16 protein-coding genes are annotated in these 14135 nt (G+C 31.9%); 6 read left to right on the top strand and 10 right to left on the bottom strand.

The window, feature by feature from the left end; translation table 11 throughout:
- Nucleotides 1–205: 205 nt before the first annotated feature.
- Complete coding sequence (locus RYK20_RS09595) at nt 206–901, top strand: restriction endonuclease subunit S (protein ID WP_314895251.1); 696 nt, start codon at nt 206–208, stop codon at nt 899–901.
- Here the strand turns inward: RYK20_RS09595 and RYK20_RS09590 are convergent.
- Nucleotides 867–1625: a restriction endonuclease subunit S gene (locus tag RYK20_RS09590; RefSeq protein ID WP_314895250.1), complete on the bottom strand. Its 759-nt coding sequence runs from the start codon at nt 1623–1625 to the stop codon at nt 867–869. The two genes, RYK20_RS09595 and RYK20_RS09590, sit on opposite strands and share 35 nt — an antisense overlap.
- A gap of 36 nt (nt 1626–1661) precedes the next feature.
- On the opposite strand from RYK20_RS09590, the gene xerA reads away from it, so the two are divergent.
- The 3 genes from xerA to RYK20_RS09575 all read left to right on the top strand — a co-directional run bounded on the left by xerA (nt 1662) and on the right by RYK20_RS09575 (nt 5468).
- Entirely contained in the window at nt 1662–2648 is a 987-nt protein-coding gene (gene xerA / locus RYK20_RS09585) for a site-specific tyrosine recombinase/integron integrase (RefSeq protein ID WP_314895249.1), read from the top strand.
- Between the two features lie 74 nt (nt 2649–2722).
- Nucleotides 2723–3874, top strand: a complete 1152-nt coding sequence (locus tag RYK20_RS09580) for a restriction endonuclease subunit S (RefSeq protein ID WP_314895248.1) — start codon at nt 2723–2725, stop codon at nt 3872–3874.
- A gap of 241 nt (nt 3875–4115) precedes the next feature.
- Nucleotides 4116–5468 carry a Fic family protein gene (locus RYK20_RS09575; RefSeq protein WP_314895246.1) on the top strand — a complete coding sequence of 451 codons (1353 nt, stop codon included), beginning with the start codon at nt 4116–4118 and terminating at the stop codon, nt 5466–5468.
- 214 nt (nt 5469–5682) lie between these two features.
- On the opposite strand, the gene RYK20_RS09570 is transcribed toward RYK20_RS09575, so the two are convergent.
- Nucleotides 5683–6630: a peptidylprolyl isomerase gene (locus RYK20_RS09570; RefSeq protein ID WP_297980680.1), complete on the bottom strand. Its 948-nt coding sequence runs from the start codon at nt 6628–6630 to the stop codon at nt 5683–5685.
- Between the two features lie 18 nt (nt 6631–6648).
- On the bottom strand, nt 6649–7581 hold the full coding sequence (locus RYK20_RS09565; protein WP_297980682.1) for a sulfite exporter TauE/SafE family protein: 933 nt from the start codon (nt 7579–7581) through the stop codon (nt 6649–6651).
- A 167-nt stretch (nt 7582–7748) separates the two neighbouring features.
- On the opposite strand from RYK20_RS09565, the gene RYK20_RS09560 reads away from it, so the two are divergent.
- On the top strand, nt 7749–8699 hold the full coding sequence (locus tag RYK20_RS09560; protein WP_297980685.1) for a PhoH family protein: 951 nt from the start codon (nt 7749–7751) through the stop codon (nt 8697–8699).
- Here the strand turns inward: RYK20_RS09560 and RYK20_RS09555 are convergent.
- A complete protein-coding gene (locus RYK20_RS09555; RefSeq protein WP_366125004.1) occupies nt 8696–9133 on the bottom strand; it encodes a nucleoside deaminase in 438 nt (145 codons plus the stop codon). The two genes, RYK20_RS09560 and RYK20_RS09555, sit on opposite strands and share 4 nt — an antisense overlap.
- 21 nt (nt 9134–9154) lie before the next feature.
- Between RYK20_RS09555 and RYK20_RS09550 the strand changes: the two genes are divergently transcribed.
- The gene (locus RYK20_RS09550; RefSeq protein WP_297980690.1) at nt 9155–9514 is read left to right on the top strand and encodes a YraN family protein; all 360 of its coding nucleotides are present in this window, start codon (nt 9155–9157) and stop codon (nt 9512–9514) included.
- Nucleotides 9515–9575: 61 nt separating this feature from the next.
- Here the strand turns inward: RYK20_RS09550 and RYK20_RS09545 are convergent, their stop codons facing one another.
- The 6 genes from RYK20_RS09545 to RYK20_RS09520 form a co-directional block, all read right to left on the bottom strand.
- Nucleotides 9576–10319, bottom strand: a complete 744-nt coding sequence (locus tag RYK20_RS09545; protein WP_314895245.1) for a uroporphyrinogen-III synthase — start codon at nt 10317–10319, stop codon at nt 9576–9578.
- Nucleotides 10320–10326: 7 nt separating this feature from the next.
- Nucleotides 10327–10989, bottom strand: a complete 663-nt coding sequence (locus RYK20_RS09540; protein WP_311455987.1) for a DUF4271 domain-containing protein — start codon at nt 10987–10989, stop codon at nt 10327–10329.
- The gene (locus RYK20_RS09535) at nt 10986–11408 is read right to left on the bottom strand and encodes a DUF4296 domain-containing protein (RefSeq protein ID WP_314895244.1); all 423 of its coding nucleotides are present in this window, start codon (nt 11406–11408) and stop codon (nt 10986–10988) included. The genes RYK20_RS09540 and RYK20_RS09535 overlap by 4 nt, the downstream gene beginning before the upstream one ends.
- A 73-nt stretch (nt 11409–11481) precedes the next feature.
- Nucleotides 11482–13056, bottom strand: coding sequence for a ribonuclease Y (gene rny, locus RYK20_RS09530; RefSeq protein WP_311455983.1), 1575 nt, complete (start codon nt 13054–13056; stop codon nt 11482–11484).
- A 187-nt stretch (nt 13057–13243) separates the two neighbouring features.
- Nucleotides 13244–13540, bottom strand: a complete 297-nt coding sequence (locus RYK20_RS09525) for a cell division protein ZapA (protein ID WP_297977788.1) — start codon at nt 13538–13540, stop codon at nt 13244–13246.
- A gap of 2 nt (nt 13541–13542) precedes the next feature.
- A complete protein-coding gene (locus RYK20_RS09520; RefSeq protein ID WP_297977789.1) occupies nt 13543–13845 on the bottom strand; it encodes a hypothetical protein in 303 nt (100 codons plus the stop codon).
- Between the last annotated feature and the right edge of the window lie 290 nt (nt 13846–14135).

Raw genomic sequence — 14135 nt, 5'->3', positions numbered from 1 at the left:
GAAAAATATTTTTCAGTATAGTAGGTAACGATTTAGAAACCTAATTTTGAAAAAAACTATCTAAAACATCTAAGACCCTGTCTTCTCTTATCTTCCTGTCAAAAAATTAATCCTCTTTGTATGAGCTAATTACATTATTTTTTGTAGTTTTGCTTTTTATTCGTAATTTTGAAGGAAAAACAAATATTTTTATAACTAATTGAAAATGAATGATTATACAAACATAAAATCAACATTACCTAAAAATGAAATACCATATACTCTTGATGAAAACTGGAAATGGTATAAATGGGGAGATATAATTCAAGACTATCAACAAGGACTTATTCGTTCAAATTCTGAATTAAATGATGATTATAGTATAGAATACTTTAAGATGAATTTTATCAATGAAAATGGAGATTATTCATTCAAAGGGTTGCCTAAAACAGAAGCTTCACGGGATGAAATTTTGAGATATAAAATAAGAGAGGGGGATTTTTTTATAAATGTAAGAAATTCAAGAGAACTAGTAGGAAAAACTTGTGCTATATATAACGTTCTTCGTGATATTGTATTTAATCACATGCTCGTTAGGATAAAGCATAAAAATTATATAACAGGAACTTTTATGAGTGCATATTTTAATACAAAGTTTGGGAAGCAAATTTTAGAAACTTGTAAAAAAGGAACAACTACTGTAATAGCTTTGTATCAAAAAGACTTATATAATCTACCTGTTCCTATACCTAATGAAAAGTTATTAAAAAAAATAGATAAAATCTACAATGATATAAATAAAAAAATTCAGCTTCTGCATCAAATAAATGATAATTTAGCGGAGTTAAGCCTAAACAATAAAAAGACCCTTTTTAGGGTCTTTTTATTTATTCTACTGATACTTGTCCATTCATTAACATAGGTAAAAGCCAATCTCTGAGGGATTCGAGTTCTTTGAATTGGTTTGCATTTTTAAAAATACTCATCAATAATTTTTCTGAATATATATAAAATTGTGTTATATTTTTTTGATTAGGAACTAAAATTTTTATACTCTTCAAATCCTCTTGATTTAATCCTGGCTGAGCTGCTTTTTGTCCAAGAGATTGCATAATATCAAAATAATTTTTTTGTTTTAAAGTAAATAGTAAAAAATTTTGAAAAAGAACATTTTTTGCCCTTATTAAAAAAATATGTTCATTTATTGTAGCATAATCAAAAGGAAAATTATCTTTAAAAATAGTTGTTTTTCCTACATATGCACCATCTTTGTATATAAGTATATCATTGTTTTTAATAACTCCTGATATTATTTTATTTTGAAAAGAATAAGGAATGTATCTTGTTGATGAAAAATTAAAGATTCCTAGTTCATCAATACATTCCGCCCCTAAACTTGGAATGCCTTCTTTTAATGTTTTATCAATACCTCCTTTGGGTCTTTTTCCTGACTCTAAAGGTTCTATAATTTCCCCAATCTTCTTCACTTTCCATCCCTCTGGAATTTCTCTCTTCAAAATACCATTATAAACCATTTTTCCACCACTAGTTTTGTATGGTTTCCCATTTTCATCTGGAAAATCAAACTGCAAAAACCAATAATCATAAATAGTTTTAGCTAATTCCGCTAAATTATCATTTAGCAAAAAGTTGTTTATTTGCAGATTAAATTTTATTAAAGAATGAAAGAACTTTTTAAACAAAAAATCCTTAATCAGATGAGTAATAGCCTAAATTTTCAGCAAATGGAATTGTTAGAGACTGTTTTAGAACAAAATATTAAAAATCTTACTATAGACCTCTTAACAGAAAAAATGCCGAACGAAAGTCCTATAAATTTGCTTCATTCTTTTCTTTCTGCAAAGAAAATAGAAGGCTGCTCAGAAAAATCATTAAAATATTATTTTTCAACTATTGAAGCACTTTTTAATAAACTAAATAAGAATATTAGTGATATTTCTACAAATGATTTAAGGATTTACCTTTCTGATTATCAAGAAAAAAATGGTTCAAGCAAAGTAACTATTGATAATATTAGAAGAATCTTTTCCAGTTTTTTCTCGTGGCTAGAAGATGAAGATTATATATTAAAATCCCCTGTACGAAGAATTCATAAAGTAAAAACAGCCCAAACCATAAAAGAAATTCTAACCGATGAAGAAATTGAAAAACTAAGGGATAACACTAATAATATAAGGAATTTAGCTATTGTAGAAATTCTTTCTTCCACAGGAATGCGAGTAGGAGAATTAGTGAAAATAAATACAAAAGACATTGATTTCCAAGAGCGTTCTTGTATTGTTATAGGAAAAGGAAATAAACAACGAGAAGTTTATTTTGATGCTCGAACAAAAATTCATCTCCTAGAATATATTAATAGTAGAAAAGACACTGAAGAAGCTTTATTTGTTTCTTTTTCTAAACCTAATAAACGACTAACTATCAATAGTATAGAGAGCATATTACGAAATTTAGGCAAGAAATGTAATATCAATAAAGTTCATCCACATAAATTTAGGCGGACTCTTGCTACAATGGCTATTGATAAAGGGATGCCTATAGAACAAGTACAAAAACTACTAGGACACACCAAAATAGATACAACAATGCATTATGCAATGGTCAATCAAATCAATGTAAAAATGGCTCATCGAAAGTATATAGGTTAATTAGTGGTCTTTTTATCTTTGATTTCTTTGTGTTTTTGCTTTTAGAGCTGTATCTTTGCCTCAAAAAAGAAAAGATGAAGTTATCTGAAATTACTGTATATGTAGAAGATAAAATTAGTAGTAGTAGTATTTCTTTGATGGATTATGTTACTACAGATTCCCTTTTGCCTAACAAGGAGGGAAAAACTATCGCTAAAAACCTCCCTCCTGTAGTATGTTCACTAACACATTATCGAGAAGGTGATGTGTTAGTAGCAAATATACGCCCCTATCTGAAGAAAATCTGGCTTGCCAATAAAGAAGGAGGGTGTTCTTCTGATGTTCTTGTTTTCAGGGCAAAAGAAGGCTATAAAAGTTCTTTCCTCTATGCTATATTGTTGCAAGATAGATTTTTTGACTATGCGATGAAAGGTGCAAAAGGGAGTAAAATGCCTCGAGGTGATAAAGAACAGATAATGAGATATGAATTACAGACATTCTCTCCACAGGAGCAAGATAATATCGGAAACTTTGTTATTAATATCACAAATAAGTTATGGTTCAATCGTTTGCTAAATGATAATTTAGCGGAATTAGCTAAAACTATTTATGATTATTGGTTTTTGCAGTTTGATTTTCCAGATGAAAATGGGAAACCATACAAAACTAGTGGTGGAAAAATGGTTTATAATGGTATTTTGAAGAGAGAAATTCCAAAAGGGTGGGAAGTAAAAAAGTTAAAAAAATATGCTTTTATTAAAAAGGGAACTTTGATTACAGAAAAACAAACAAATACATATGGAAATATTAAGGTAGTTTCAGCAGGTTTAGATTTTTCATATTACCATGATAAAAGTAATTTTCTTGAAAATACAATAACTATAAGTGCTTCTGGGGCTAATGCTGGGTTTATTAATTTTTGGAGAGAACCTATATTTGCTTGTGATTGCACTACCGTAAGAGGTAATAATTTGACAGAAACTTTGTATATTTATCAGTTTTTAAAAATATTACAAGATTATATTTATCAACAGGCGAAAGGTTCAGCACAACCCCATATTTATCCAAAAGATATTGAGGAATTAAATATCACTATCCCAAATGAAAACAAAATTAAAAAATATGGAGAATATGTCAATGATTTGAATCAAAAGATCTTGATAAATCTCCAACAAATCCATCATCTTCAATCCCTCAGAGATTGGCTTTTACCTATGTTAATGAATGGACAAGTATCAGTAGAATAAATAAAAAGACCCTAAAAAGGGTCTTTTTATTGTTTAGGCTTAACTCCGCTAAATTATCATTTATTACTAGATGAAGTACTATATTATTTTCCAAAAAAATTATATATTCAACCAATAAATGAATTATTTATTGTATCTTTGCCTAAAGTTCCTGAATTTTGGTATTCTTTTTTAAATACAAAATACTAATTTTTTAGAAACTTTTACTTTATTACAGGAAAAAGTTTAAACAGCTTCATATATGAATCCAGAAACCAATCGCATAGAATACAAACAAGAACTTATAGATGATTTGGAGAAAGAGGTAGTCGCTTTTCTGAATTATCAAGAAGGAGGGATAATTTATATTGGAATTGACAAGAAAGGAAAGGCTGTGGGTGTCTCTGACATTGATGGGGATATGCTTAAAATCAAAGACCGACTAAAAAATAATATTATGCCTTCTTGTATGGGGCTATTTGATGTATCAGCAGAAACTATAGATTCAAAAAATGTAATTAAAATCACATTGGCAAGTGGTACTGAAAAACCTTACTATATCAAGAAACTTGGGATGTCGGAAAAAGGTACATTTATTCGTATTGGAACGGCTGCAGAGCCAATGCCCATAAAAATGATAGAATCTCTGTTTGCCAAACGTACTCGTAACTCAATTGGCAAAATCAAGTCTCCAAACCAAAATCTTACTTTTGAGCAACTCAAAATATATTATGAAAGCTCAGGAAAGATGCTAAATCAGCAGTTCCCATCCAATTTGGAACTTCTTACTGAAGAAGGACAATACAGTTATGTAGCATATTTATTAGCTGATACTAATGGAATATCTGTGAAAGTTGCAAAATACGATGGTTTAGATCGTGTTGACTTGATCGAAAACAACGAGTATGGGTATTGTTCATTGATAAAAGCAACCAAGCAGGTATTGGATAAGATAGGAGTCGAAAATAAAACATTGGCAAAAATCACACCCAAAGAACGAAAGGAAACCAAATTATGGAATCCCGTTGCCTTGCGTGAAGCTGTAATTAATGCCATTGTTCATAATGATTATACCTCTGAAATACCACCCAAATTTGAATTCTTTGATGATAGGATTGAGATTACCTCATTTGGTAGTTTGCCACAAGGTATGACAGAAAAAGAGTTTTTTGAAGGCTATTCGGTACCACGCAATAAAGAGCTGATGCGTGTATTTAGAGATTTGGATTTAGTAGAACATTTGGGGTCTGGCGTCCCTCGTATTCTAAGAAGCTATGGAAAAGAATGTTTCAAGTTTACAGAGAATTTTTTACGAATGATATTTCCTGTCTCCGAGCAAATGACCGAGCAAATGACCGAGCAAGTCACCGAGCAAGTCACCGAGCAAGTCACCGAGCAAGTCAAAGATTTGATTAAAATACTATCCGAAGAGATGGATAGACAAGAAATACAAGATATGTTAGGACTTTCTCACAGGGAACACTTTCGAGCAAAATATTTAAAACCTGCATTGGAACAAGGATTTATTGAAATGACTATTCCTGACAAACCTAATAGTAGGTTACAAAAATATCGACTAACCATCTTGGGCAAACAATTAAAAGACAAACTATAAACTTAGAGAGAAGTAGAAACTATCCAAGAATGTGTTACTAAGTTAGGTGAGTGAATTACAATCAAATTTGTACCATAAAATTATAAATAATTGATTTTCAGTAATTATTATTTTTGAAGAAGTAAAATAATATCAAATAATTGTTAAAATGCTGTAAGCTAAAAGCTTACAGCATTTTATTTCCTTTTAAAGTAGGAAAGTGATAAATATTTCACTATAAAACTCTTACAAGTTCTACTTCAAAAATTAATGGAGCATTAGGAGGAATCACTCCACCAGCACCTTGAGAACCATAAGCAAGATCTGAGGGGATTACAAAGGTTGCTTTATCTCCTTCTGATAGAAGAAGAATTCCTTCATCCCACCCTTCAATAACTTGTCCAATTCCTACAGTAAAGTTTAGAGGCTTTCCTCTATACAAAGAAGAATCAAATACACTTTTATTAAGGAGCATTCCTGTGTAATGTACAGCTACATTATCTCCTTTTTTTGCTTTTTTACCACTTCCTTTTTCTGTAATCTTATAAAAAAGTCCGGAAGGAGTCTTCTCAAATCCTTGGGTAACTTCAGCTAAAGCCTCTTCTTGTTTTTTCTTTTCCTGTGCTATACGAAGCTCTTTCTCGCCATTGAATTTTTCAAAAACTTGTAAAGCGTTCCATTTTTGAGCATCATCTCCTACACGTATAATCTTGATAGATTCAATAAGGTCATTTTGAGCAATTCTATCTACTACATCTTGTCCTTCTATTACATAACCGAAAACAGTATGCTTATTGTCCAGATGAGGAGTAGGTCCGTGAGTAATAAAAAATTGGCTACCATTGGTATTCGCTCCAGCATTTGCCATAGAAAGAATTCCAGCTCGATTGTGCTTTAGTTCTGGGTGAAATTCATCATCAAACCTATATCCAGGGGTTCCTGTCCCTGTTCCTAGAGGACATCCTCCTTGAATCATAAAATTAGAGATTACCCGATGAAATTTTAATCCATCATAGAATGGAACTCCTATTGGTTTCGCTGTATTTTTCATTTGCCCTTCGGCTAGAGCTACAAAGTTAGCTACTGTAGCAGGAGTTTTCTCATAGGTTAGTTCTAAGAGAATATCACCCTTTGAAGTATGGATTTGTGCATAAATCCCATTTTTTAGTTTTGTAATATCCATAAAAGTTATATTTTATTTTTAGAAAATTGATTTGTAAATAGTTGTCAATCCCATAATGATAATAAGAGCGCCAATGATAAAGAAAATTTTTCTAGGATGAAGCCTAGAGGTAACCAACGCAGATAAAGGGGCGGTGATAACTCCTCCAATAATAAGCCCTGAAGCAATATGCCAGTTAATTGCTTCAGGAACAGTAAAGAAAATGACAGTACTGACCACAGTAATAGCAAAATTGGTAAAAGTAGAAACTCCAATTATATATCGAGGAGTATGACCATTTTTGATGAAAGAACTAGTAACCAAAGGTCCCCATCCACCACCTGTAAAAGCATCAACAAAACCAGCAAAAAGCCCAAGAGGGACTGTTTTTACCTCTTTATTTTCAACCTTTCCTTTGAATCCATTACGTAGAATTTTGATGCCCAAAACAATCGTATAAACAGCAATAAAAGGCTTTGTGAGTTTTGCTAATCCATTTCCTTCATTCCCTAGGTACAGAAGTAATAAGGCGCCAATAATTGTTCCTATAATAGCTGGTATAAGTAATTTCTTAATCAGTCCTTTATCCATATTTTTGAGCTTGAAATGGCTGATACTTCCCGCTGCAGCTGTAACTGTCTCAGAAGCGTGAATACTCCCACTAATGGCACGAGGATCTACATTCATCATAAGAAGTATCGTGGCACAAATAACCCCATAACCCATCCCCATAGAACCCGCTATAATCTCAGCACCACATCCTGCTAAGATCATCCAATAGAATAGGTAATTATTCTCTGCTAAGCTATTGCGTAATGAGCTGAGTGCTTCCGAAGAATAGATGGTATAAATAGAAATTCCTATTAAAAGCAAGAAGGAAAAAAACAAAACTAACCGCTTCCTTTTCTGTTTTTTAAGCAAGTATATCTGTGTGTTAGGAGTGTTATTTTTGTCTTTTCTAGAATCTTTCATTAGATTATTTATTGTAATAAATCAAGGAGCAAAGTTAAAACTTTTTTTTCTATTGACAATGAATGAATTTGAAAACACATCTTAATATTGAGATGGATATGAAAAATTATTTTTTATAAAACTTCACTAATTCAAAAAAAATACGTACTTTTGACAAAAAATAAGATTTGAATCAAAGAACTATTCTTTTAGAGGTAAATCCTCAGGCTTTTTTTGGAGAGCAAAATGGGACAATAGAACTATTGAAGACTTATTTTCCTAAGATAAAAATAGTTGCTAGAGGTCGTGAGATTCACATATTTGGAGAGGAAGAACTTTTGGATGAGTTTGAGCGACGTTTGGGGCAGTTAGTTTTACATTTTGAAAAATATAATCATCTAGATAGAAACTCAATAGAAAGGATTCTTACTTCAGACAGTCCTCATTTGCTTCCATCAACCCTCTTGGATAAGGATTTTATTCTTTATGGTATAAAGGGAAAACTTATCCGTGCTCAAACGCCTAATCAGCAAAAGTTATTAGACCTTATAGAAAGAAATGATATGGTCTTTGCAATAGGTCCTGCAGGTACAGGAAAAACTTATACAAGTGTAGCCCTAGCAGTGAGAGCTCTTAAAGAGAAGCAAGTAAAACGTATTATTCTTACTCGTCCCGCAGTAGAAGCAGGTGAAAATTTAGGTTTTCTTCCAGGTGATTTAAAAGAAAAACTAGATCCTTATATGCAACCTCTCTATGATGCGCTACTGGATATGATTCCTTTTGATAAGCTGAATTCCTTTATAGAAAATGGAATAATCCAGATAGCTCCTTTGGCTTTTATGAGAGGGCGTACGCTGGATAATGCTTTTGTTATTCTAGATGAGGCTCAGAATACTACTTATGTACAAATGAAAATGTTCCTTACTCGTATGGGAAGGAATGCAAAGTTCATTATTACAGGTGACCCTGGACAGATAGACCTTCCTAAGAAAGTGTCAAGTGGCTTAGTAGAAGCTATTCATATTATAAAGGGAATAAAAGGAATAGGGACACTTTGGCTGGATGATAAAGATGTTGTACGCCATCCTTTAGTTAAGGAAATTATCAATGCTTATACCCAAGCAGAGAAAGAAAATTAAGGAAATCTCTTTTGTAAGAAGAAATTTTTGAGTAACTCGCTACTTTCTTTTTCTAAAATACCATAGACAATTTCTGTTTTTGGATGTAAAAGGTTTCCATATAGGTGATAACCTCGTTTTTCATCTCTTGCAGAACAGACTATTTTTCCTATTTGGCTCCAGTAGAGAGCTCCAGCGCACATCACACAAGGTTCAAGGGTAATATACAGAGTACAATTCTTCAAATATTTGCCTCCTAAGAATTCACTGGCAGCAGTAATGGCTTGTATCTCTGCGTGGGCGGTAACATCATTTAGTTTCTCGGTAAGATTGTGTGTTTTAGCTATAATCATATTATTTATAGTAATGATAGCTCCAACAGGAATTTCCCCTTCTTCAAAGGCTTTTTCAGCCTCTTCTAGGGCTTTTTTCATAAAATAAATATCTGAAAACATATATAATTATAACGTAAAAATATGGCAGAACATAATGATTTTGGTCGAGAGTCTGAAGAAGCAGCTGTACATTATTTGGAGGATTTGGGATATAACATATTAGAGAGAAATTTCTATTGGCAGAACGCAGAGATAGATATCATCGCTGAGTATAATAATCTTCTAGTTGTTGTAGAAGTAAAATCAAGAAAATCAGCTTATTATGGGGAACCTTACTCTTTTGTAAATCCTCAGAAAATAAAACTCTTAGCTAAGGCAATTAATCAATATATTAAGGTCAAAGAAATAGATAAGGAAATTCGTTTTGATATCATATCTATTGTAAAAAATAGTACAGAATACCATTTAGAACATATAGAAGATGCTTTTTTTCCTTTTTAATAGAATAAAAAGAATAGTAGGGAAGCTATTACAAATTCCCTGAACTATCCTTTTTACTCATTTATCGTTTATTTGTTTTTTCTAGATATTTCTCCAAAGCCATTGTCATAGAAGGGGTCTCAGGTAAGGGAGCTTGAATATCTATTCTTAATCCTGCTTCTTGAGCGGACTTAAGTGTAGATGTTCCAAAAACAGCAACTCGGGTAGCTCCTTGCTTGAAGTCTGAAAAATTCTTGAAAAGAGATTCTACTCCTGCAGGGCTAAAAAAAGCTATAATATCATACTTAACATCTTTTAAGTCAGTTATATCAGCGTGAGCAGTCTTGAAAAGAATACCTCGCTTCCAATCAATTTTTAAGTCGTTAAGAGCTTTTTCTATAGTAGGACTTAGCACTTCGGAAGTAGGGAATAGAAACTTTTCTTCTTTGTGTTTCTTCAAAAAGGGAATTAGGTCAGCAAAGTCTTTTTTACCTACATAAATTTTTCTTTTTCTGTAGGTTATATATTTTTGTAAATAAAAGGCTACAGCCTCAGAAAGGCAGAAATAACGCATAGTATCAGGAACCTTAAAGCGCATTTCTTCTGCTACTCGAAAGAAATGATCTACTGCATTCCTACTAGTGAGAATGATAGCTGTATGTTGTTGTAATTCAATCTTTTGAGCTCTCAAATCCTTTCCTGTTACCCCTTGTACTTCTGTAAAGGGACGGAAGTCTATTTTTACTTTGTATTTTTCTATAATTTGATGATAAGGCGAATTTTCAGACTGTTCTGGTTGAGAAACCAAGATTGTTTTCACTTTCATAAGATTTCTAATATTGATGTGTTATCCAATAATTGATAAAAATATAAGGTGTTATTTCAAAGGTGCAAAGATACAAAATAAAATAATACCAATAGCTTCTTATTTCATTTTTATATAATTTCACGAATGAAATTATTCCAAGAATATGTATAAATACAAAAATTAATAATGATAAACAGACTAAATAGATATTACTTTTCATTCCATAGATAATAAGGAATAGAAAAAGTAAAAGAATAAAAGATGCGTAATTAGAATAACTTAAACGTATAAAGAGATAGGAACGTAGAAAATTATTTATATTAAGTGAATAACTTATAAAAAATTGAATAGCGAGTTTTAATAAAATAAACAGACCAATACCTATGAAAATAATATATTCTGAATGGATATTATAAATAGAGATATTTATATTAAAAAAACTAAAAATCAGCCAAATACATATACTCATAGCAACCCATTGTACGATTAATAAAAGAGTTGTGAAAAGAGTATTGCTTCTTTCTTTTTTATTGAAAATAATAATATATTTATTATTAGTAAGTAGGTTCAGAAATTCTTTAAAACGAAAAGAATGATAGGTCTTTATGAAAGCAATAATACCTAATATAGCGATAAAAGAAATAAAAATCCAATCATTTTCATTTGTGATAATAGGAATCCATTTCATAAAGCATCTGTATTTAAGGAGTCTATGATATCATTATCCAAAGGTTCAGTATCAATAGGAGGAAGTTTCTCTTCTGAGGGAATGGGAGGAGCTTGTTTTTTTAGGATACTATCTTCCTTTTCCAGACGTACATTTACCCGAGAGAGTATTTCTTTGCACTTTTGAGGATTTGAGGCATAGAAAGAGAGATTCTGAACGAGTTCTAAGCTATCAACACCATATTTCTTATAGATAATAGTGGGGACATCTATCTTATGTTCATCATAAAATAGAGGAGATACATTCTTAGTTGCATTTAGTATTGCTAAATCATAGAAAACATTTTCCATTTCTTTTTCTGAGATTAATTTCTTAGGAGGAGAAACCACTTCAGAACAAGAAAAAAAAGTAAATAATAGTAGAATATAGCCGTATTTCACAATATTATTTTAGTTAAAGTAAAGAGAGCCAAAGAATATTCTTTAGCTCTTTATAAGGGATTAGGATATGTATTTATTTAGCAATATTTATTGCTCTTGTTTCACGGATAACAGTTACTTTTACCTGTCCTGGATAGGTCATATCAGTTTGTATTTTCTGAGACAGATTAAAGGACAGTTCAGCTGCTTTATCATCAGATACTTTTTCACTTTCCACAATAACTCTGAGTTCTCTTCCAGCTTGTATAGCATAAGCTTTTTTTACTCCCTGGAATGTAAAGGCTGTATCTTCTAATTCTTTCAATCGTTGTATATAGGAGTCCAGAACTTGCCTACGAGCTCCAGGTCTTGCTCCAGAGATTGCATCACACACCTGTACAATAGGAGAGAGGAGAGAGGTCATTTCTATTTCATCGTGATGAGCTCCTATGGCATTACATACCTCTGGTTTTTCTCCATATTTCTGAGCCCATTCCATACCCAAGAGAGCGTGAGGGGTTTCTGTGTCTGTTTCAGGGACTTTTCCTATATCGTGAAGGAGTCCAGCTCTTTTAGCTAATTTAACATTTAAGCCTAGCTCAGCAGCCATCAATCCACATAAGCGAGAAACTTCACGGGAGTGCTGTAAGAGGTTTTGCCCGTAAGAAGAACGGTACTTCATTCTACCTACAGCCTTAATAAGTTCAGGATGTAGCCCGTGAATTCCTAAGTCTATAATAGTCCTTTTTCCTATTTCAGCAATTTCTTCTTCTACTTGCTTGGTTGTCTTCTCAACAACTTCTTCTATACGAGCAGGATGAATACGTCCGTCAGTAACGAGCTTGTGTAATGAAAGGCGAGCAATTTCCCTACGAACAGAATCAAAGCAAGAGAGGATAATAGCCTCAGGTGTATCATCTACAATAATTTCTACTCCTGTTGCAGCTTCTAGGGCACGAATATTACGCCCTTCACGCCCGATAATTCGTCCTTTTACATCATCAGATTCGAGGTTAAATACAGAAACGCAATTATCAATAGCTTCTTCAGTTCCAATACGTTGTATTGTATTGATAATAATTTTTTTAGCTTCCTGGCGAGCTGTTAGTTTTGCTTCTTCAATAGTAGTCTGTATGTAAGCCATAGCATCTGTTTTGGCTTCATTTCTAAGAGAATCTACTAGTTGTGTTTTGGCTTCTTCAGCTGTAAGTCCTGAGATTACTTCTAATTGTTTTACTTGACTTTTGTGTAACTTTTCAATTTCTTCCTGCTTCTTATCAATTAAGGCTAATCGATGGTCACATTCTTGACTTTTCTGAGAGAGCTCTTCATTAAGTTTTTTATTCTGAGCTAGTTCATTAGATATCTGGGATTCCTTGTCTTTGATTCGTTTCTCAGTTTCAGAAATTTTCTTTTCTTTGGAGATAATTAATTTTTCGTGTTCAGCTTTTAGTTCTAAGAATTTTTCTTTTGCTTGATATATTTTTTCTTTTTTGATGTTTTCTGCTTCTACTTTAGCTTGTTTTAAAATATTTTGAGATTGATCTTCAGCATCTCTAACAATTTTAGAAGCATACTTTTTGTTTTTTGATTTCAATGAGTACCAAGCGATAGTACTGCCAATAAATAATCCAATAATTGTTCCTACTATTAAAGTTGTTATATCCATAAAAATAATCTATAAAAAAGCCTGCAAGAAGAAAGAGTGTGATGTGTAAACTCCTAAAAGCACGTTTAGAGCTAACAAACCCTTCAAGTATCCACTCTATAAAGTGGCTCGCTTTGGTGGTTTGACTCACCCTCTTGAATTATTTTCTGTTGAGTTTACCAAAAAAACTATTCTTGCAGGCAGTAATTTATTTGTCCTTACTAATTTCTTTTAATATTTGATGTATATTTTTTAATCTTTCTATATTTTTTTCTTCTAGATTCTTATCTGCTAAAATTTCCCCAGAAAGAGGAGTTGCTAAAGAAATAGCACACATAGCCAAAGAATCTTGTCGATCTTTTATTGGGAAATTTTGCTCAAAGTATCTAATCTGCTCATTGATTTTATCAGCGGCTCTTCGGTAAGCCTCCTCTTGCTCAGGTGAAATCCTCAAAGGATAGGTACGGTCAGCTATTTTTAAGGTTATTCGTAATTTTTCACCCATTTTTATACTGTTTTAGTATGATGAGACTCTGAAAGCTGGATAATGCACTGATCTATTTCACGAATGAGGCTATTTATTTTGAGTTTGATTTCCGTTCTTTTTTCATCACTGCCTAAAAGAGCTTGAGTTATTTTTATAGCTTCATATTTTCTCTTATAAACCTCTCTTTCTTGTTCTGTTTGCTGAAGTTTATAATTCAAATCCTTTATTTTTTCAGCATATGCTCTGTTTTCAATCTCTAAAGAATGTATATATTCTTGGACTTGAGGGAGCAATCCTTCTATCTTCTTAATCCATTCTTCCATCCTTAAATTAAGCTAAAAAAATAACTCTTCTTCTTGGTTGCAAAATTAATACATTTTGACCTTAAAAACAACTTTTATCAAAAATATTTTTTATTTTTGTTTTTTACTATTTTATTACTACCTTTGTCTCTTTTATATAAGCTCTATTTAGATCAAGATGAAACACCTAATATTATTATTTTTTCTCATAAATAATGTTGTCTTTGCTCAAGTTATAGAAGGAGGAGCCTTTGCTGTAATCAATGACAAAGATGGTTATGTAAATGTACGAAAAGAAAAAAGTGTCCACA

The organism is uncultured Capnocytophaga sp., assembly GCF_963525585.1.
Classification (GTDB): domain Bacteria; phylum Bacteroidota; class Bacteroidia; order Flavobacteriales; family Flavobacteriaceae; genus Capnocytophaga.
Note: the sequence above shows the minus strand (reverse complement) of the source record. Positions and strands in the feature narration are given on the sequence as shown.

What these genes read in the sequence shown, in the direction of transcription:
- rny (WP_311455983.1), bottom strand. Translation starts at nt 13,056, where the DNA reads ATGGATATAACAACTTTAATAGTAGGAACAATTATTGGATTATTTATT.
- RYK20_RS09545 (WP_314895245.1), bottom strand. Translation starts at nt 10,319, where the DNA reads ATGAAAGTGAAAACAATCTTGGTTTCTCAACCAGAACAGTCTGAAAAT.
- xerA (WP_314895249.1), top strand. Translation starts at nt 1,662, where the DNA reads ATGAAAGAACTTTTTAAACAAAAAATCCTTAATCAGATGAGTAATAGC.
- RYK20_RS09580 (WP_314895248.1), top strand. Translation starts at nt 2,723, where the DNA reads ATGAAGTTATCTGAAATTACTGTATATGTAGAAGATAAAATTAGTAGT.
- RYK20_RS09595 (WP_314895251.1), top strand. Translation starts at nt 206, where the DNA reads ATGAATGATTATACAAACATAAAATCAACATTACCTAAAAATGAAATA.
- RYK20_RS09565 (WP_297980682.1), bottom strand. Translation starts at nt 7,581, where the DNA reads ATGAAAGATTCTAGAAAAGACAAAAATAACACTCCTAACACACAGATA.
- RYK20_RS09570 (WP_297980680.1), bottom strand. Translation starts at nt 6,630, where the DNA reads ATGGATATTACAAAACTAAAAAATGGGATTTATGCACAAATCCATACT.
- RYK20_RS09525 (WP_297977788.1), bottom strand. Translation starts at nt 13,540, where the DNA reads ATGGGTGAAAAATTACGAATAACCTTAAAAATAGCTGACCGTACCTAT.
- RYK20_RS09540 (WP_311455987.1), bottom strand. Translation starts at nt 10,989, where the DNA reads ATGAAATGGATTCCTATTATCACAAATGAAAATGATTGGATTTTTATT.
- RYK20_RS09550 (WP_297980690.1), top strand. Translation starts at nt 9,155, where the DNA reads ATGGCAGAACATAATGATTTTGGTCGAGAGTCTGAAGAAGCAGCTGTA.
- RYK20_RS09520 (WP_297977789.1), bottom strand. Translation starts at nt 13,845, where the DNA reads ATGGAAGAATGGATTAAGAAGATAGAAGGATTGCTCCCTCAAGTCCAA.
- RYK20_RS09575 (WP_314895246.1), top strand. Translation starts at nt 4,116, where the DNA reads ATGAATCCAGAAACCAATCGCATAGAATACAAACAAGAACTTATAGAT.
- RYK20_RS09555 (WP_366125004.1), bottom strand. Translation starts at nt 9,133, where the DNA reads ATGTTTTCAGATATTTATTTTATGAAAAAAGCCCTAGAAGAGGCTGAA.